The following is an 18,318-nucleotide window of genomic DNA, read 5'->3' as shown; positions in this document are numbered from 1 at the left end:
CAATTGCCGCGCGGGCCGGGCGGCCCGCCGGGCGCAAGCGGCTTTTTGAGCGCGCCGCGCGTAGGAAGGCGGGTACTCCTCGCCTGCCCCCCTGCTTATGCCGCCCTACCCCCCGCTGGAAGATTACGGCCTGATCGGCAACCTGCACACCGTCGCGCTGGTGTCCAAAGCCGGCTCGCTCGACTACCTGCCCTTCACCCGGTTTGATTCGCCGACCATCTTCGCGGCCCTGCTCGACGCGGACCGGGGCGGCTCCTGGCTGATCGGCCCGACCGACGCGCAGGTGCGCAGCAAGCAGCTGTACCTGCCCGACACGGGCGTGCTGCTCACCCGCTTCTACTGCGCGGCGGGCATTGCCGAGCTCACCGATTTTATGCCCGTCAAGCAGCCCGGGCAGCCCTGCGCCGTGGTGCGCAAGCTGCGCCTGGTGAAGGGCGAGCTGACGTTCCGGCTGCGCTGCGCCCCCCGCTTCGACTACGGCCGCCAGCCCCACGAGGTGCAGCCCCAGCCCGACGGCAGCCTGCTGTTTCGCGGCGCGGGGCCGGCCGGCCAGCAGTTCCGCCTGCTCGCCGACCAGCCCCTGGCCGCCGCCGACGGGGCCGCCACCGGCCAGTGGACGCTGCGCGCCGGCGACACGGCCAGCTTCGTCATCGAGGCCACGCACGCCGACGACCCGGCTTTCACGCCCGGCGCGCTGGCGCACTACGCCGAGGGCGCCTTTCAGGACACGCTGCACTTCTGGCAGAACTGGGTGGAGCAAAGCACCTACCGCGGCCGCTGGCGCGAGACGGTGCTGCGCTCGGCCATTACGCTGAAGCTGCTCACCTCGCTGGAACACGGCTCCACGGTGGCCGCGGCCACGTTCGGGCTGCCCGAGGCGGTGGGCGGCGCCCGCAACTGGGACTACCGCTACACCTGGATTCGCGACGCGGCCTTCACCATGTACGCCTTCCTGCGCCTGGGCTTCATGGAAGAATCCAAGGCCTTTCTGCGCTGGATTATGGAGCGCTGCGAGCAGCTGCCCGACGCCGGCGACCTGCAGCTGATGTACGCCGTCGACGGCAACCCCGACCTGCCCGAGCAGGAGCTGCCGCACCTGAGCGGCTACCGCAACTCGCGGCCGGTGCGCATCGGCAACGGCGCCGCCCGGCAGTTTCAGCTCGATATCTACGGCGAGCTGCTCGACACGGTGTACCTCTACAACCGCCACGGCGGGGCCATTACCTACGACTTCTGGCAGCACCTGAGCCGGCTGGTCGACTTCGTGGCCGACAACTGGCGCCGGCCCGACCACGGCATCTGGGAGGTGCGCGACGAGGACCGGGCCTTTTTGTCGGGCAAGATGATGAGCTGGGTGGCCCTGGACCGCGCCATCCGCATTGCCCGCGACCGGTCGTTTCCGGCCCCGCTGGTGGAGTGGCTGCGCGTCCGCGACGAGATTTACGAGGAGGTGTATCACGGCTTCTGGAGCGAGGAAAAACAGTCCTTCGTGCAGTACCAGGGCGGCCACGTGCTCGATGCCTCGGTGCTGCTGCTGCCGCTGGTGCGCATGTTCAGCCCGGCCGAGCCGCGCTGGCAGGCCACGCTGCGCGCCGTCGAGCGGGAGCTGGTGCTCGACTCGCTGCTGTTTCGCTACCGGGCCGAGGGCGGGGCCACCGACGGGCTGAGCGGGGCCGAAGGCGCCTTCACCATGTGCTCGTTCTGGTACATCGAGAACCTTTCCCGCGCCGGGCAGGTCGACCGGGCGCGGCTGCTGTTTGAGAAGCTGCTGGGCTTTGCCAGTCCGCTGGGGCTGTACTCGGAGCAGATCGGGCCCGAGGGGGAGCAGCTCGGCAACTACCCGCAGGCTTTCACCCACCTGGCCCTGATCAGCGCGGCCTTTCAGCTGAACCGCGACCTGGACGCCCGCCGCCAGGGCCCCGACCCGGGCCACCAGTACGTGTAGCCGGCAGCTCGACGTTAACGCCCGGCGGCCGGGGCGCGTACTGCGGGGTTGCACCTACTCCCGCCAAGCGCCATGTCCGTCAAACTCAACCCCGATGCCGTCCGCTACGCCCAGCAACTGATCCGGGACGGCAAGTTCAAGAACGACTCCGGCCACTGGCGGGAGCACAACCCCGATACGGCGGCCGAAAACCGCTACCTCGCCAAGCACGAAATCGAGGAGTACGCCCGCTGGCACCTGGGCCTCGACACCAGCCTGGGCGAGGACACCAAGGGCCGCTACAAATTTCCCTTCGGCGACTTCCGGGCCGTGCACCGCGACGGGCTGCTGGCGGCCAAGGAGCGCGCCGCCCAGCAGGGCTACCACGACATCGAAAAGGCCGCCGCCGAGTTGGAACAGGCGCTCGAACGGCAGGCCGCCAAGTAACGCCGCTTACCCAACCATCTTCATCGTATGAATATCACCCTCGCCCAGGCCCAGCAGGTAGTGCAGGCCGCCCTGGCCAAAGCCCAGGACCAGGCCCTGAAAATGAACATTGCCGTGGTCGACGCCGGGGCCAACCTCGTGGCCTTTGCCCGCATGGACGGCGCCTGGCTGGGCTCCGTCGACATTGCCATGCGGAAGGCCCGCACGGCCCGCTTTTTCGACATGCCCACCGGCGAGCTGGGCAAGCTCAGCCAACCCGGCGAGTCGCTCTACGGCATCGAGCACTCCAACGGCGGCCTGATCAGCTTTCCCGGCGGGGTGCTGCTCCAGAGCGGCAGCGGCGACATCATCGGCGCCATTGGCGTGTCGGGCAGCTCGGTGGAAAACGACGATCTGGTGGCCCGCGCGGGCGCCGCGGCGCTGGGTTAGCCCCGGCCCCGCTCCCGCTGCCGAAACGCCGGGCCCCGGGTCCGGCGTTTTTTTGCGTTGCCGCTGAGCCTGTTCCTGGTCTATCTTCGCTGCCCGATCCGCTTCCTGTATTTAATGTTCCGACGGCTTCTTACCTGCCTCGCCTGTGGCGCCGCCCCGCTGCTGACGGCTGCCCAAATCCCGCCGCTCACCGGGCAGGTGCTCAATGCCCACACCGGCCAGCCCGTGCCCTTCGCCACCCTCGGCGTGCCGCGCCGCGGCCTGGGCACCGTGGCCGACGAGCAGGGCCGCTACGTGCTGCGCCTGCCCTCCCTGGCCGACACGGTTATCGTGACCAGCGTGGGGTTTTCGCGCGAGGTGGTGCCGCCCGCCGCCCTGGCCGCCGGGCAGCGGGAAGTCAGGCTGCGGCCCGAGCCCACTACCCTGCAAACCGTGCAGATTGCCCACCGCCCCGTGCGCCCCGCAACCCTGGGCCGCACCCAGGACAAGGGCGACGTGCGCTGGATGGCCGGCTCCTCGGGCCAAGAAACCGTCGACAATGAGTGGGGCTGGGAACTGGGCGCGGTGCTCACGCCCAAAGCCCCCTCTCTGCTCGAAGAATTCCATTTGTTCCTCTTCGACAACACCTACGACCACCTGCGCTTCCGCCTCAACCTTTACACCCTGGAAAACGGGCGCCCCGGCAAGGCCCTGCTCAGCCAGGACGTGCAGCTGACCACCGGCCGCTGGCAGAAAGGCTGGCTGACGGTGGACCTGCGCCCCTACCATATTGCCCTGCCCGCCCAGCCGGTGGTGGCCACCGTTCAGTGGCTGCAGAGTGAGACCAGCAAGCCCGAAAACAAGTACTTCAGCATTCCTGTCCGGCGCGACCCAAAGCAGGTGATGGTGGAGCGCGAAAACAGCCAGGCGCTCTGGACCATTCACCCACTACAGCCCAGCCTGTACTTCTCGCTGCTGACCGAGTAGCGGGAATGCCCCGGTAAAACGGCAGGTCGAGCTTGTTGCGGCATCTGGCGGGCCGATGCCGGCTGGCAATCAGTCAACGCTCTGCGCTGCATCCCCAACTTGCCGCGGCTACCGTTTTTCACCCTTCTTATGCGCCCTGCCGATACCCGCCACCGCGGCCCCCACCCCGCCGATACCGAGCTATTCGCGCCCCGCTGGCTGCCGGAGCTGCGCCGGGCCGTGGCGGAAATGTCGTGGCTGCTGACGCGCGGCTACCCGCCCGGCGGCACCCTGAAGCTGGTGGGCGACCGGTACGCCTTCACCGAGCGGCAGCGCTGGGCCGTGGGCCGCGCCGCCTGTACCGACGAGCAGTACCTGAGCCGCAGCGCCAAGCAGCTGCCCGCCGCCGACCTGGGCGGCCGCCCCGTGGCCATCGATGGCTTCAACCTGCTCATCACCTTGGAAACGGCCCTGAGCGGCGGCGTGGTGCTGCGCGGCCGCGACGGCGCGCTGCGCGACCTGTCGAGCATCCACGGCACTTACCGGGCCGTGCAGGAAACCGACCGCGCCATCCGCCTGGCCGCCGCCGCGCTGCGCCCCTTGAACCCCGGCTCCGTCCGCTGGCTGCTCGATCAGCCCGTATCCAACAGCGGCCGCCTGGCAGCCCGCCTGCGCGACCTGGGCGCGGAACTGGGCCTGCCGTGGACGGCCGAAGTGGTGATGAACCCCGATACGGTGCTGGCCGCCACTACGGATACCGTCGTGACTTCCGATTCGGTGGTGCTCGACCGCGCCGGCAGCTGGCTGAACCTGGCCGCCCTGGCCCTGGAGGCCGAGCCACCGCAGTGGCTTCTGGATTTGGGGCCGAGCGGTATCGATACAACGGCAGCGTTTTAGCCAGAGTCGGGGTACTGCCCTCTCAGCTGGCCGGCAGGGCTATTTCCGCGTATCTTTAGCCTATGCGTAATTCCTTTGATTCTGGTGGCATTCTGCTGGGCGGCTCCTACCTGGGCCGCATGACCGACGACGAATTCTTCGACTTCTGTCAGCAGCACCCCGACCTGCGCATTGAGCGCACCGCCCACCACGAAATCCTGCTTATGTCGCCTACCGGCAGCCGCTCCGGCAAACGCAATGCCCGCCTGAATGGGCAGCTCTACTCTTGGTTTAGTCACCACAGCGAGCTTGGTGAGATATTCGACTCCAATACCGGCTTCACATTACCCGATACTTCTATCCTCTCACCGGATGCCTCCTGGGTGTCGGCCGCCGAGTGGAACGCCCTCACGCCAGCCCAGCAGGACAAGTTTGCACCCGTGTGCCCGGAGTTCGTGGTGGAACTGAAATCGAAAACAGATTCGCTCAAAGACCTGCAAGCCAAAATGCACGACTGGCTGCGCAACGGCGCCCAGCTGGCCTGGCTGCTCGACCCCGACACCGAAACCGCCTATGTCTACCGCCCCGGCCAGCCCGAGCCCGAAACCGTGCAAGGCTTCGACAACGAGCTGTCCGGCGAAGCGGTGCTGCCTGGCTTCCGGCTGCGGCTGGCGGAGCTGCGCTGAAATCTTAAGGTAAATTCAATCTCTATGGCATCAACAGTCAGACCTGCCCGTCCTAAGCGCGGCTTTCTATGGTACATAGGCGTCATTGCCGCAGGAGCCTTCGGGTTGGTGGTGCTGTTTTTTGTAACGCTTGTGATATATGCTGTAAATGGGCTCAGCCCGCGTTCTTTCTTGGTTTCAGACGATGAAAATACATACCTGGAAGCTGTTACTTCCAACCATGGCGAAGGATTTCTAGACGGTTATGATTGGCTGAAAGTGTATTATGTTCATGACGGTTGGTTTTGGAATGAGCGGGTGCTGGTAAGAAATATTCCCCATATCAGCGCTTCCGATATAGGCTTCCGCCGTCGCTGGGACCGAAATGGAAAGTTCCGGATCGAGGTAAAGAAGCGAAGTGCTAGCCAAGACAGCTCGGTACTATTCGTTTTTGTGCCTCCTTCGTCTTTCTCTGAATACTCCAGCACCAAATTGATGACGCTACCTGATGGCTCACAACATAGAGTAGAATAAGTTCTGGCAATTAAGAGAGCCATACTGGGTGAATGAACTTTAATAACAGTCAATCATTTCCCGAAGTGAGCAGATCTTTGTGAGGGGAATGAAGCAACCCTAACACCCGTTAGCCCCGCGTGTCATCCCCGCCGGGGCTTTTTCGTACTTTAGCCGCCCATTTCCCACTCGTTCGGATTCTGCCATGCACCCAGCTCCCGTAGCTCCCTATAAACCCCAGAACCACGTCCGCATCGTCACCGCGGCGGCGCTGTTCGACGGCCACGACGCGGCCATCAACATCATGCGCCGCATCATCCAGAGCAGTGGCGCGGAGGTCATTCACCTCGGCCACAACCGCTCGGTGCAGGAAATCGTGGACTGCGCCATCCAGGAAGACGCCCAGGCCATTGCCATTACCAGCTACCAGGGCGGCCACAACGAGTTCTTCAAGTACATGCACGACCTGCTGCACGAGCGCGGCGCGGGTCACATCAAAATCTTCGGCGGCGGCGGCGGCGTCATCCTGCCCTCCGAAATCGAGGAGCTGCAGGGCTACGGCATCACCCGCATCTACTCGCCCGACGACGGCCGCGCCATGGGCCTGCAGGGTATGATCAACGATTTGCTGCAGCAAGCCGACTTCCCCACCGGCCAGAACCTGAACGGCGAAGCCGGCCACGTCAAGGAAAAAGACGCCCGCAGCCTGGGCCGCCTGATTTCGGCCGCCGAAAACTTCCCCCAGGAGTTTGAGCTCGTGAAGGGTCAGCTGATTTCCGACTTCCAGCGGGCCGAGTTCGGCGGCGACCAGCGCCTGAGCGACGCCTCCGCCACGTCCAAGAAAGCCCCGATTCTGGGCATCACCGGCACCGGCGGCGCGGGCAAGTCCTCCCTCGTGGACGAGCTGGTACGCCGCTTCCTGCTCGACTTCCCCGACAAGACCATTGCCATCATTTCGGTCGACCCCTCCAAGCGCAAGACGGGCGGGGCCCTGCTCGGGGACCGGATCCGGATGAACGCCATCAACAACCCGCGCGTGTACATGCGCAGCCTGGCCACCCGGCAGAGCAACCTGGCGCTGAGCCGCTACGTGCAGGACGCGGTGGACGTGGTGCGCGCCGCCGACTTCGACCTGATCATCCTCGAAACCTCGGGCATCGGGCAGAGTGACACCGAAATCATCGAGCACAGCGACGCCAGCCTGTACGTGATGACGCCCGAGTACGGGGCGGCCACCCAGCTGGAGAAAATCGACATGCTCGACTTCGCCGACGTCATTGCCCTCAACAAATTCGACAAGCGCGGTGCCCTCGACGCGCTGCGCGACGTACGCAAGCAGTACCAGCGCAACCACCAGCTCTGGGAAACCAAGCTCGACGAGCTGCCCGTCTTCGGCACCATCGCCTCGCAGTTCAACGACCCGGGCATGAACCGCCTGTACCGGGCCGTGCTCAGCACCATCGAACGCAAAACCGGCGCGGCTTTCCTTTCCCACCTCGAAACTTCGGAAGACGCCAGCGAGAAGGTGTACATCATTCCGCCCCACCGCACGCGCTACCTCTCCGAAATCACCGAAACCATCCGCCAATATGACCAGTGGGTCGATAAACAAGCCGAAACCGCTCAGCAGCTCTACGGAATCCAGCAAAGCCTTGACGCCGTCCGGAGCCTTGGCGCCGCCCACGGAACCGGGGGGAGCAGCCGCGACGGATTCCAGCCCGATCAGCTCGCAGCCGGCCTGGCGCAAGCCTTCGAGGAAATCAAGCTCCGGCTGGACGGGCAGAACTGGAAACTCCTGGAAACCTGGCCGCAAAAGGTAGCCGCCTACAAAGCCCCGGAGTTCGTGTTCAAGGTGCGCGACAAGGAAATCCGCATCCAGACGCACTCCGAAACCCTCTCCCACCTGCAGATTCCGAAGGTGGCCACCCCGCGCTACTCGGCCTGGGGTGATTTGCTGCGCTGGCAGCTGCAGGAAAACGTGCCCGGCGAGTTTCCCTACACCGCCGGCGTGTTTCCCTTCAAGCGCGAGGGCGAAGACCCCACCCGCATGTTCGCGGGCGAAGGCGGCCCCGAGCGTACCAACCGCCGCTTCCACTACGTGTCGGCCGGGCTGCCCGCCAAGCGCCTGAGTACGGCCTTCGACTCGGTCACGCTCTACGGCGAAGACCCCGACCACCGCCCCGACATCTACGGCAAAATCGGCAACGCCGGGGTGAGCATCTGCTGCCTCGACGACGCGAAGAAACTCTACTCCGGCTTCAACCTCGCCGACCCGGTCACCTCCGTGTCGATGACCATCAACGGCCCCGCCGCCACCCTGGCCGCTTTCTTCATGAACGCGGCCATCGACCAGCAGTGCGAGCTGTACATCCAGGAGCAGGGCCTCGAAGCCGAAATCGACCAGAAAATCGACGCCATCTACCAGGAGCGCGGCCAGGAGCGCCCGCGCTACCAGGGCGCCCTGCCCGCCGGCAACGACGGCCTGGGCCTGCGGCTGCTCGGCGTGACCGGCGACCAGGTGCTGCCGGCCGAGGTGTACGGGCCCATCAAGGCGCGGACGCTCAGCCAGGTGCGCGGCACCGTGCAGGCCGACATCCTGAAGGAAGACCAGGCCCAGAACACCTGCATCTTCAGCACCGAGTTTGCCCTGCGCCTCATGGGCGACGTGCAGGAGTACTTCATCAAGGAGAAGGTCCGCAACTTCTACTCGGTCTCGATTTCGGGCTACCACATTGCCGAGGCCGGCGCCAACCCCATCACCCAGCTGGCGCTGACGCTGTCGAACGGCTTCACCTTCGTGGAGTACTACGTGAGCCGGGGCATGGACGTGAACGACTTCGCGCCCAACCTCTCCTTCTTCTTCTCCAACGGCATGGACCCCGAGTACGCCGTGATGGGCCGCGTGGCGCGTCGCATCTGGGCCAAGGCCATGAAGCTGAAGTACGGCGCCAACGCCCGCTCGCAGATGCTGAAGTACCACATCCAGACCTCGGGCCGCAGCCTGCACGCCCAGGAAATCGACTTCAACGACATCCGCACCACGCTGCAGGCGCTGTACGCCATCTACGACAACTGCAACTCGCTGCACACCAACGCCTACGACGAGGCCATTACCACGCCCACCGAGGAATCGGTGCGCCGGGCCATGGCCATTCAGCTCATCATCAACCGGGAGCTGGGCCAGGCCAAAAACGAAAACCCCATCCAGGGCTCCTTCATCATCGAGGAGCTGACCGACCTGGTGGAGGAAGCCGTGATGCTGGAGTTTGACCGCATCACCGAGCGCGGCGGCGTGCTGGGCGCCATGGAAACCATGTACCAGCGCGGCAAAATCCAGGAGGAAAGCCTCTACTACGAGATGCAGAAGCACACCGGCGAGCTGCCCATCATCGGGGTGAACACCTTCCTCTCTTCCAAAGGCTCGCCCACGGTGCAGCCCGCCGAGGTCATCCGCGCCACCGAGGACGAAAAGCAGTACCAAATCACCATGCTGCAGGCCCTGCACGCCCGCAACCGCGACAAGGCCGACGACGCCCTGAAGCGCCTGCAGCAGGTGGCCGTGCAAAACGGCAACCTCTTCGAGGAGCTGATGGACACGGTGAAGTCCTGCTCCCTGGGGCAGATTACCAATGCCCTGTTCGAAGTAGGCGGCCAGTACCGGCGGAATATGTAAGCTGGGGCGGCTTTGGCTGAATGGAAACGGGTGCTACCTTGTGAGAGGTAGCACCCGTTTTTTAATGCAAAAATCCACATTCAAGAATATCTAGTATATTCCCCCATCGTAGAACATTTAAAATTCACCTCTCAGACATATCACTTCCTTTCCTTATCTATGGTCACATAAGCAAGGTAAAGAAGTAGACTCCACAAAACATACATAAAAATGAGCTTCAAAAGATGGATTAACCATGAATCAAAATCATGGTCATACGCAGTATTTAAACGGCACCACACTTTACTAAACCGAATGTTATGGTCACAAATACCTGTGATAGACTTCACAGAGAAGCATGTTGCAATAACACCAGGCGATGTGCAAACGATTTTGTCCTGCAAACCTGAAGATGCTTTCACAATAAGAAAAGACAAAATAGATTGGAAGCAGGACTATAGAGAATTCAATAACTGGACTAGGCTCAATGCTATGATGAGCTTAAATTCATATCTTGAAATTTATCTATCATCAATCATATCAACAGCTATCGAATCAGACCCAGGTATACTCCATAATGCCTCTAAAAAGATTGATGGAGCTGTCATACTTAAAAATTCAAGAAATTACAACTACTTGTATCAAGCAAGCAAGTGTATTATTGGTGAATGGTCTAAACGTATTTCAGAATTCAAAAATATATTTGGATCAGCTCCAACTGAATTAGAGGCTAATGTAGGAGAACTTGAAAAGTTACGCATTCTACGAAACAATATTGGTCATGCTTTTGGGCGAGATATAGAGGAGTCGAGAAAAAAAGGAAGCAGAAGTATTTTGCCAAGCGACAGAATAAGCTTAAAGCGAGTCAAAGAGGTCTTGGGTGTAGTCAATTTAGTAGTGCTAGGAATCGATAAATTTCTACTTACCAATCACATTGGTGATTACGAAACTTTATATCATTACCATGAAGTAAGCGAAAAAATATCTTCTGGGCTTACATTGAATGACAAAGCGTTATTGTTCAAGAATAGCATAGGCAAAGCAGCAGCAGTTCCTCGTAGCAAAGACTATTGTAAAGAAGTTGTTAAATATTATGAGGCCTTATAATCATTGCCACAAACCAGCCATTATCAAATTTTAATCACGCTGTACGGCACGATAAAAAGACTCGAATCTAAGAATATTGCTCTATTTGAACCTAATTCCACACAACATGTATAAGAAAAACAGTTTGACACATGGGCAACGATTATAACAAAGATAAACCTGATGGGTTGTGGGCTGCTTGTACTCAAACAGAGTTAGCTGCCATTACCACACTTGAAGAAAAGATGCAACCTTTTTCAAAGGTTATAGGCAATTTATACGAGTCAGGAGTAGAAGTTCTCACATTGCCAGGGCAGCGACATCACCTTGATGACGTATTGATATCAGCTTTACTACTTAAAAGAGTATTAAATGATTTAAGAACAGTCTGGATTACACTGCTATCAGGATATACTTCTCAGGCAGCTTCTATAGCAGCTTCACTTTATGAACACGCTCTATCTATAAATGCAATAGCAGGCAATCCAGACAAATGCAGGCTACTAAAAAACAGCTCTTCCGGTGACTTACCTTGGTCTCCAATGGAACTAGCAAAGCTATTTGCAAATCAAATGAAAGAAGAATCAATTATTATTAACAAATCTTTCGATCAACTGGATGAAAGGCTAATTTGTTTAGAGGTATACTCGGCGTACAAATTCCTATGCAAGATCAAGCACCCAACTTTAAGATCTGTACTACACGATTCTCAAAGCACTGCACTTGACAACAAACCTTATGTTGTTATGTCTCTACCTGATACAAGAGAAGAAGATATGCCTATAAAAGCGACTATATTAATAATATCTATAAGCAGAACTTACCAGGCTATTAGACGACTATCCTTTTATCTTAAATGCGACATAAGATCTGAGGCACATACTGCCTTCGTATCAAAGTTTAGAACCATACTTGAACATGCAACAGAAGCTTATAAAATTATAATGAATGGAGCCTCGCTACCATATGATATTAGAGAAGAGAGTATCGCAAAAGAGTATTTCAATTTAAGAAGGAACAAAATTTAGCATTCGTCCTGACGAAGCTCTAGCCTCCCCCAGCCGCCCCAGCGGCCAGCCGGTACCGCGCCGCGCGGAGTCGTCCGGGCTGTTCTGTCTGGGAGATGCAGCTCCCCACGTTGTACAAAACTGGCAACAGGTGAAGCTGTTTGCATTTCCCTCACATAGGTTGTTAACGTCGCACCTCCCGCCATCAAACAGCATCGTCATGTCTGACCCAATACAGGATTTAATTAACAGAACTAAAATGACTACTCTGAACAAGTTGCCAATGGCAAGACTATATGCCAGCAATAACATTCAGAATGAAAGACAGTTTGCCCAAGTCATCAATGATCATTTAAAAAAACATCATGACTATACTATCAATGACATAATTGACAAGTGCTTTCAGATGAGAAATTTACGTGATGAAATATATAATTTTGATTACAATCAGATGAGAGCAGCTGTATTAAAAACACTCATTACGGATAAAATACCTGGATTCAAATGGGAGAAAAAGGCACAAAAACTTTTGCAAATAACTTTTCCAACTATCGAAATTTGCTATGACGCTCAAACGGACGAACAAGATGCAATTGATTTCTTCCTATGCCATCCAAAAACTAAAGAATCGTTTTATGGCATACAAGTAAAATCAAAAAGATTCAAGCACTTTTCTAAAAGCAGAGAAGCAATGAAGAAGGCAGAAGAAAAACATGAAGCGTATAAGCAAAAGCACAATATACCAGTATCATTCCTTTACTATGGAAAACATCACTTTGAAAATGGACCAGAGGTAATAAGCAAGATTCACAAAGAACTGGAAAGCAAAAATAATTATTACAATTACTTTAATCCTGACTTTGTAACTGGATTCAAACAATAGATTCATGCGGCAATAACCCAGAAGCCCTAAGCCTCCCTAAGCCGCCGCAGCGGCCAGCCGGTACCGCGCCGCGCGGAGTCGTCCGGGCGGCGCGGGGCGATGTAGAAATGCAACCTTGCGTCGCACTCGTTGCTGATGTTATTTACTCTGGCCTTATCGTTCAACGACGAGACGCAAGGTTACATCTCTACAAAACAACGCCCCGCGCCTGGGATTCAGGCGTGGGGCGTTTCACTACCAATGAGGCTAGTGCGGCTCCACCTTCACGCCCTACCCACTCGTCGTTACCAGCTTGCGGGCTTGCTGGCAGTCGTCGAACAGCGCCCGGTTCAGCAGCTTGAAGGCCTTCACGTCCGCGTCGGGTTGGCGCACTTCCTCCGCCAGGCGGCCAGAACAACATTCGTCGTTCGCCATATTCGATCAGGAAGGATAAATTGCCGGTTATGAGAAAACCCCTACTCGTGACACTGGCTGTTATTGGGTTGCCCTACGCGCTGCGGGCGCAGGTATCTATCAATACCAGCGGGACAACACCCGACGCCAGCGCCATGCTCGACGTCAGCTCCACCACCAAAGGGCTGCTGCCGCCGCGTATGACCCAGGCCCAGCGCACCGCTATTACCTCGCCGGCCACCGGGCTCGTGGTGTATCAGACGGACGGGACTCCGGGCCTGTACTGCAACAACGGCACGCCCGCCACCCCGCTGTGGCAGCAACTCGCGGCGCAGGCCCAGCCAGCCTACGGGCACTACATCAACAATACGTTCCAACAGCTGGTCTCAAACGGCAGCATGGTCACCGTCAACCTGCCCACGGCCCTGGAGTCGTCGGGGCTGACGTACGCAGCTGGTGCAAGTACAGTCACGGTTACCACTCCGGGGCTGTACCGCATTTCTTACAGCATGGGGCTCTATTTTATCAACGCCGGCAACGCCGTGGGATTACTCCACAAAAACGGCAGCGTTATTGGTCGGGCTAGTACCCTCTTCATGAGCCAAAACCAAAACGTATCCTGGGTAAGCGACGACGGCCTGTACACGCTCAACGCAGGTGACGTCATCGCGCTGAAAACAGCTCTCTACTCCGGCACCGCGCAAGTGTACGGCGGCACCCTGACGCTGCTGCAAGTTCGGTAAGGACTGCTGCGGTCCGCGGCCCCTCAGGGCCGGCTGGGCGGTGGGGGCCTTCTTATCGTATCCGCCGTCGCGGCACGCGCCCCCCAAACACAGAACCGGCCCGCCCCTCTGCCCGAGGGGCGGGCCGGCTCGCATTTCCACCTTATTCGACTACCCCGACTTCGTCGGCCCGCCACCACGGCTTCGCGGGCCGCGCCGGCGCGGCGTTGTCGCATCAACATGCGACAAAACCGCGCCGCCCGGGCTTCTACCTTGCCCGCTCAACCACTTCCACCAATTTCTTCGCACGCATGGCATTTAAAGCATTCACCGGCCAGCCGTTTCACCTGTTTGCGCAGCACAGCGGCCTGGTGCTGGGCGTGAGCCGCCGCGGGCACGGCGCTGTTCTTGAGCAGCAGACCTTCGACCCCAACCTGCCGGACTCCCAGCAGTTCGAGTTTTACCCCACCGACGACCGGCAGGTGTTTATCCGGCCCAAGGGCCAGGGCTCCGAGCCGCACGTGTGCCTCTTCAACAAGGCCCACCACGAAGGCGCGCCCATCGGCATCGGCGGGTGGAACGGCAACACGCCCGAGCTGCGGTTCAAGTTCCTGCACGGCGGCGACGGGTATTACTACATCCAGTGCGTGGAGAGCGGGCAGGTGTGGGACGTGCTGGGCGAGTCGAAAGCCGACAAAGCCCCAATTACCCAGCACGGGCAAAAGCCGCGGGCCAACGGCCAGTCGGCCAACCAGCTGTTCCGGCCGGTGTCGCCGGCGGCCAGCCGCTTCACCCCCGCGTCGACCCTGCCCTTCGTGATTCAGGAAACGCCCGAACGCATGCGCGACATGGTCATGAACATTGCCGGGGCCGTGCCCGAGGTGGGCAAGGGGCTGCGCGGGCTGCTGAATTTTATGTGGCCCGAGCGCAAAAGCGACGCCTTCCAGCAGATGCGCGACTACGTGGTGACGCTGGTGCGGGACCTGATCGACGAGAACAACACCCAGACCCTGAAGAACATCCTGGAGGGCCTCTACACCAACATCCGCGACTACGAAAAGGAAGACGCGTACCAGCCCGCCAGCGCCGGCAAGCCGGCCGTCGACGGCTCGCCCAAAAAGCAGACGGCCTTCGGCAACGTGCTGGGCGACATCAACCGCGCCGAGCCCTACTTCTTCGACCTGAACCGCCCCGAAACCCGCCTGACCTACCTCGTGTCGCTGGGCACCACGGCCCTGACGGCCCTGCGCGAGCAGTGCCTGTTCTGGTACCAGATTTACGGCCGCAACGACAGCCAGCCCAACGTGCACCTGCAGGCCTTCGAAGATGCCCTGGCCCGGTACACGCGGGCCGTGGCCATCAGCCGCCAGCGCGCCCTGGATTGGCGCCTGACCAAGTGCGGCTTCCGCTACAAGAGCAGCAACCGGGTGCTGTACACGCTCTATACCTACACCGCCTACGATAACTACAGCGGCTGGGAATTCTCCCTGGAAAACACCACCAACGGCAGCAACCCCAAGGCCGAGCTGCTGGTGCGCGAGGCCGACAACAACCACCAGCAGCGCATTCGGTCGGAGTTCAGCGCCGAGCTGGAAGACGTTCTGGCGCCCACCTACATCTGGCCCCACCTGCACCCCGGCAAGGCCGGCAAAGCCGCCCTGGTGCGCACCCGCCAGACGCTGGCCCTGGGGCCCTACGGCGGCAAGGAACACGCGGCCTTCGCCGACGCCGGGGGCCAGCCCATCACGCGCGTGGTTATCCACGCCGGGCTGTACGTCGATGGCCTGGAGGTCTTCTACGGCGGCGTATCCGGGGGGCTGCACGGCCACGCCGGCGGCAACTGCTTTGATCTGACGCTGCACCCGGGCGAAACCATCGTGGCCGTGTACGGCCGCTCCAACAACCGCCTGACGGCGCTGTGGGTAGAAACCAGCGAAGGCCGCGTGGTGGGCGGCGGGCAGGGCGCCGGCTACTTCTGGGAGTCGGAACCGCCCGCGGGCCTGCACGCCCACCTGGCCCGGGTGGAAGGCCGCAACGGCGCGGCGCACCTGGAGGCCCTCACGCTGCACTGGGAGTACCTGCGCGACGAGTAACCGCGCCTGCCGCCCCGGCGCTTCGGTGCGCCAACCAATGCCAACGGCCCGCTCCCACCTGCTGGGGGCGGGCCGTTGGTGCTCCTGGAGCCTGCCCCGGCCTTGCCCGCTGCTACCAGCCCGTTCTTTGCCGCCCGTGGCCGGGGAGCGAAGCAGAACGCTCGGCGACAATCCCGGCCTGTTCACCGAACCGCCCGCCCAGCCGCCCCACAATTGCCTAGCTTTGCCGGTATGCGCACGGCTTACAATCGTTGTAGACAGGGCCTGTTGGCACTATTCCTGGGTCTGGTTGCCTGCTCCTCGCCCGACCAGCAAGCCGGCGGCCCCGCGGCCGGCCCCGGCGACGTGCGCGTGCGCTACACCGCCCGCCGCGTGCTGCTGCCCGACGTGCCCCAGCGCGGCCGCATCCTCGACCGCCACGACTCGGTGCTGGTGGCCACCCGCCCCCAGTACCTGCTGCAGCTGCCGCGCCGCCCCCCGCTCGATACCCTGAAGCTGGGCGAGCTGCTGGGCTGGGACTCCACCACCGTGCGGCGGCGCATTGCCGAGGCCCTGCCCTACCCGGATGCCCGGCCCGGCTACGCCGTGCAGCTCCGCCTCAGCCCGGCCGAGCTGGAGCGGGTGCGCCGCGACAGCGCCAACTGGCCTGCCCTGAGCTGGACCGAACGCCGCCGCCGCGTGTACACCACCCCGGCGGGCGCGCCGGTGCTCGGCTACCTGGCCGCCGAGGCCCAGCCCTTTTTCCGGCAGGCCAAGCGCAGCGGCCGCGGCCGCTTCTACCGCCTGCGCAACGGCGGCGTGGAAGCGTACTACAACGGCCTGCTCAGCGGCCACCGCGGCTACCTGCACCCGCTGGTGGACCAGCAGGGCCGGCAGCACGGCAGCTGGGCCAAGGACACCTTGTTTCAGCAGGGCCAGGACCTGCACCTGACCATCGACGCGAAGCTGCAGGCCTACGCCGAGAAGCTGATGGGCAACCGCCGCGGCTACCTGGTAGCCCTAGACCCGCGCACCGGCGAAATCCTGGCCTACGTATCGGCGCCGGTGTACCCGGCGGCCACCATCACGGCGCCGGACCAGGCGGGGGTGCGCGCCGAGCTGCTGGAGCACGAAGACCTGCCGCTGCTGAACCGGCCCGCCATGCTGGCCAACCCGCCCGGCTCGGTGTTCAAGCTGGTGAATGCCGCCGTGGCCCTGCAGCTCAGCGCCATCACGCCCGCCACCTCGTTTCGCTGCGACCAGTCTTTGGTGAGCTGCGTGCACCACCACCCCAAGGCCACCAGCCTGGCCAAGGGCCTGAAGTACAGCTGCAATCCGTACTTCTACCAGGTGATGCGCAACCTGATTGAGTGCGTGCCCGACTCGCTGGCCGGCGACACCGTGGCCGCCCGGCACGCCAACCTGGCCCAGTGGCGCCGCTACGTACGCTCGTTCGGGCTCGATGCGACGCTGGGCGTGGACATGCCGCGCGAAGCCCCCGGCTTCTTGCCCACGCCGGCGTACTACGATAAGGCCCGCCGCACCCGCAGCTGGTCGTACCGCTCCATTTACTCGCTCAGCCTCGGGCAGGGCGAAATCAACCTGACTGGCCTGCAAATGGCCAACCTGGCCGCCATCGTGGCCAACCGCGGCTGGTACTACCCGCCCCACCTGGTGCGCGGCATCGGCGCGGGGGGGCCGCTGCCGCGCTTCCGCCAGAAGCACCGCACCCTCGTCGACAGCGCCCACTTCGCCGCCCTGGTGCCCGGCATGGTGGCCGTGCTGCAGCGCGGCGGCACCGCCGACGCCTCCAGCCTGGCCGACGTGGGCATCACCGTGGCCGGCAAAACCGGCACCGTGCAAAACGACGAGGGCGACGACCACGCCGCCTTCGTCGGCTTCGCCCCCGCCGACCACCCCAAGATAGCCGTGGCGGTGTACCTCGAAAACGGGGGCTTCGGGGCCACGGCCGCCGCCCCCTGCGCCGTGATGGTGATGGAGAAGCACCTGCGCGGCTACATCGCCCCCAAGCGCAAGCACTGGGAAAAGCGCATCCAGCGCCGGGCCCGGGGCGAATAACCGGCGGCGGCACCCACGGGCCCGGCGCTTATCTTGCACGCCCTTATGGCTATCTGGCAATACCGCTTAACTGCCCTGCCCGCCGCCGGAATCCGGCGCCGGTGCGGCCACCTCCCCGCCCGGCTTTTCATCGACCACGAAGCCCGGAAACAGCATTGGGCCGCGCCGCCGGCTGATTCGCTGGCCGCACCCGCCATCGACGACGCCTATACCACCGACTGGTGGGAGGGCGTGAGCGTGGTCGGCGCGCCCGTTGCCGCGCAGATCGACCAGTTGATCCAACGGGCCGCTTGGTCGAAGCCCGAAAGCTGGTCGTGGAAAGGCAATGAAGACCATCAGCAGGATCATGACTGCTGGATTTCCGTCCGGCCAAACGCGCACACGATAGAAGAATTTCAGTTTAGAACCGATCTGCGCGACGTCAGCAAAGCGGCCGCTTTCCTCTTGCCCATGCTCGGCCTTTGTCAGCAATACGACCTGCTGGTGCTGGATGCCCAAGGCCGGTTGATGCCGCCCGATCTGGCCGCGGTTTATCCGTCGATCAAAGAATCCAGCGCGGTGCGCTTTCTGACCAGCCCGCAGCAATTTCTGGCGCAGGTGCTGCGCGAACAAAAAGGCCGGTAGC

General features: G+C 61.3%; 16 protein-coding genes. 15 read left to right on the top strand and 1 reads right to left on the bottom strand.

The window, feature by feature from the left end:
- The first annotated feature begins 97 nt into the window (after positions 1-97).
- The 11 genes from DLM85_RS03675 to DLM85_RS24895 all read left to right on the top strand — a co-directional run bounded on the left by DLM85_RS03675 (position 98) and on the right by DLM85_RS24895 (position 12,427).
- Positions 98-1,945: a glycoside hydrolase family 15 protein gene (locus tag DLM85_RS03675; protein ID WP_111476700.1), complete on the top strand. Its 1,848-nt coding sequence runs from the start codon at positions 98-100 to the stop codon at positions 1,943-1,945.
- Positions 1,946-2,017: 72 nt separating this feature from the next.
- Positions 2,018-2,371: a hypothetical protein gene (locus DLM85_RS03670; protein WP_111476699.1), complete on the top strand. Its 354-nt coding sequence runs from the start codon at positions 2,018-2,020 to the stop codon at positions 2,369-2,371.
- Positions 2,372-2,398: 27 nt separating this feature from the next.
- Entirely contained in the window at positions 2,399-2,800 is a 402-nt protein-coding gene (locus DLM85_RS03665; RefSeq protein ID WP_111476698.1) for a GlcG/HbpS family heme-binding protein, read from the top strand.
- Between the two features lie 114 nt (positions 2,801-2,914).
- Positions 2,915-3,766, top strand: a complete 852-nt coding sequence (locus DLM85_RS03660) for a carboxypeptidase-like regulatory domain-containing protein (RefSeq protein WP_111476697.1) — start codon at positions 2,915-2,917, stop codon at positions 3,764-3,766.
- 129 nt (positions 3,767-3,895) lie between these two features.
- Entirely contained in the window at positions 3,896-4,642 is a 747-nt protein-coding gene (locus DLM85_RS03655; RefSeq protein ID WP_111476696.1) for a DUF434 domain-containing protein, read from the top strand.
- A 62-nt stretch (positions 4,643-4,704) separates the two neighbouring features.
- Positions 4,705-5,307 (top strand): Uma2 family endonuclease, encoded by a 603-nt coding sequence (locus DLM85_RS03650; protein ID WP_207890949.1) that lies wholly within the window; start codon positions 4,705-4,707, stop codon positions 5,305-5,307.
- A 24-nt stretch (positions 5,308-5,331) separates the two neighbouring features.
- Entirely contained in the window at positions 5,332-5,820 is a 489-nt protein-coding gene (locus DLM85_RS24910) for a hypothetical protein (protein ID WP_133256885.1), read from the top strand.
- 184 nt (positions 5,821-6,004) lie between these two features.
- Positions 6,005-9,472 (top strand): methylmalonyl-CoA mutase family protein, encoded by a 3,468-nt coding sequence (locus DLM85_RS03645; RefSeq protein WP_111476695.1) that lies wholly within the window; start codon positions 6,005-6,007, stop codon positions 9,470-9,472.
- A gap of 294 nt (positions 9,473-9,766) precedes the next feature.
- Positions 9,767-10,558 carry a hypothetical protein gene (locus DLM85_RS24905; protein WP_133256884.1) on the top strand — a complete coding sequence of 264 codons (792 nt, stop codon included), beginning with the start codon at positions 9,767-9,769 and terminating at the stop codon, positions 10,556-10,558.
- A gap of 131 nt (positions 10,559-10,689) precedes the next feature.
- Positions 10,690-11,565: a hypothetical protein gene (locus tag DLM85_RS24900; RefSeq protein WP_133256883.1), complete on the top strand. Its 876-nt coding sequence runs from the start codon at positions 10,690-10,692 to the stop codon at positions 11,563-11,565.
- Between the two features lie 238 nt (positions 11,566-11,803).
- Positions 11,804-12,427: a hypothetical protein gene (locus DLM85_RS24895; RefSeq protein WP_207890948.1), complete on the top strand. Its 624-nt coding sequence runs from the start codon at positions 11,804-11,806 to the stop codon at positions 12,425-12,427.
- 270 nt (positions 12,428-12,697) lie between these two features.
- Here DLM85_RS24895 and DLM85_RS25330 read toward each other — a convergent pair whose 3' ends face one another.
- Entirely contained in the window at positions 12,698-12,841 is a 144-nt protein-coding gene (locus tag DLM85_RS25330) for a hypothetical protein (RefSeq protein ID WP_165821995.1), read from the bottom strand.
- A 29-nt stretch (positions 12,842-12,870) separates the two neighbouring features.
- Between DLM85_RS25330 and DLM85_RS03640 the strand changes: the two genes are divergently transcribed.
- From DLM85_RS03640 to DLM85_RS03625, 4 genes are all read left to right on the top strand, one after another.
- The gene (locus tag DLM85_RS03640) at positions 12,871-13,563 is read left to right on the top strand and encodes a hypothetical protein (protein ID WP_133256881.1); all 693 of its coding nucleotides are present in this window, start codon (positions 12,871-12,873) and stop codon (positions 13,561-13,563) included.
- Between the two features lie 290 nt (positions 13,564-13,853).
- Complete coding sequence (locus DLM85_RS03635) at positions 13,854-15,635, top strand: insecticidal delta-endotoxin Cry8Ea1 family protein (RefSeq protein WP_111476693.1); 1,782 nt, start codon at positions 13,854-13,856, stop codon at positions 15,633-15,635.
- 231 nt (positions 15,636-15,866) lie between these two features.
- Positions 15,867-17,693 carry a peptidoglycan D,D-transpeptidase FtsI family protein gene (locus tag DLM85_RS03630; RefSeq protein WP_111476692.1) on the top strand — a complete coding sequence of 609 codons (1,827 nt, stop codon included), beginning with the start codon at positions 15,867-15,869 and terminating at the stop codon, positions 17,691-17,693.
- Positions 17,694-17,738: 45 nt separating this feature from the next.
- Entirely contained in the window at positions 17,739-18,317 is a 579-nt protein-coding gene (locus tag DLM85_RS03625; RefSeq protein ID WP_111476691.1) for a hypothetical protein, read from the top strand.
- The last annotated feature ends 1 nt before the right edge of the window (position 18,318 follow it).

This window comes from Hymenobacter edaphi, from assembly GCF_003258365.1.
Taxonomy (GTDB): domain Bacteria; phylum Bacteroidota; class Bacteroidia; order Cytophagales; family Hymenobacteraceae; genus Solirubrum; species Solirubrum edaphi.
The sequence above is the reverse complement of the archived record's forward strand: the minus strand, read 5'-3'. Positions and strand labels throughout refer to the sequence as shown.

Excerpts from the sequence above, each read along its gene's own strand:
- DLM85_RS03675 (WP_111476700.1), top strand. The coding sequence starts at position 98 with ATGCCGCCCTACCCCCCGCTGGAAGATTACGGCCTGATCGGCAACCTG.
- DLM85_RS03670 (WP_111476699.1), top strand. The coding sequence starts at position 2,018 with ATGTCCGTCAAACTCAACCCCGATGCCGTCCGCTACGCCCAGCAACTG.
- DLM85_RS03665 (WP_111476698.1), top strand. The coding sequence starts at position 2,399 with ATGAATATCACCCTCGCCCAGGCCCAGCAGGTAGTGCAGGCCGCCCTG.
- DLM85_RS03660 (WP_111476697.1), top strand. The coding sequence starts at position 2,915 with ATGTTCCGACGGCTTCTTACCTGCCTCGCCTGTGGCGCCGCCCCGCTG.
- DLM85_RS03655 (WP_111476696.1), top strand. The coding sequence starts at position 3,896 with ATGCGCCCTGCCGATACCCGCCACCGCGGCCCCCACCCCGCCGATACC.
- DLM85_RS03650 (WP_207890949.1), top strand. The coding sequence starts at position 4,705 with ATGCGTAATTCCTTTGATTCTGGTGGCATTCTGCTGGGCGGCTCCTAC.
- DLM85_RS24910 (WP_133256885.1), top strand. The coding sequence starts at position 5,332 with ATGGCATCAACAGTCAGACCTGCCCGTCCTAAGCGCGGCTTTCTATGG.
- DLM85_RS03645 (WP_111476695.1), top strand. The coding sequence starts at position 6,005 with ATGCACCCAGCTCCCGTAGCTCCCTATAAACCCCAGAACCACGTCCGC.
- DLM85_RS24905 (WP_133256884.1), top strand. The coding sequence starts at position 9,767 with ATGTTATGGTCACAAATACCTGTGATAGACTTCACAGAGAAGCATGTT.
- DLM85_RS24900 (WP_133256883.1), top strand. The coding sequence starts at position 10,690 with ATGGGCAACGATTATAACAAAGATAAACCTGATGGGTTGTGGGCTGCT.
- DLM85_RS24895 (WP_207890948.1), top strand. The coding sequence starts at position 11,804 with ATGACTACTCTGAACAAGTTGCCAATGGCAAGACTATATGCCAGCAAT.
- DLM85_RS25330 (WP_165821995.1), bottom strand. The coding sequence starts at position 12,841 with ATGGCGAACGACGAATGTTGTTCTGGCCGCCTGGCGGAGGAAGTGCGC.
- DLM85_RS03640 (WP_133256881.1), top strand. The coding sequence starts at position 12,871 with ATGAGAAAACCCCTACTCGTGACACTGGCTGTTATTGGGTTGCCCTAC.
- DLM85_RS03635 (WP_111476693.1), top strand. The coding sequence starts at position 13,854 with ATGGCATTTAAAGCATTCACCGGCCAGCCGTTTCACCTGTTTGCGCAG.
- DLM85_RS03630 (WP_111476692.1), top strand. The coding sequence starts at position 15,867 with ATGCGCACGGCTTACAATCGTTGTAGACAGGGCCTGTTGGCACTATTC.
- DLM85_RS03625 (WP_111476691.1), top strand. The coding sequence starts at position 17,739 with ATGGCTATCTGGCAATACCGCTTAACTGCCCTGCCCGCCGCCGGAATC.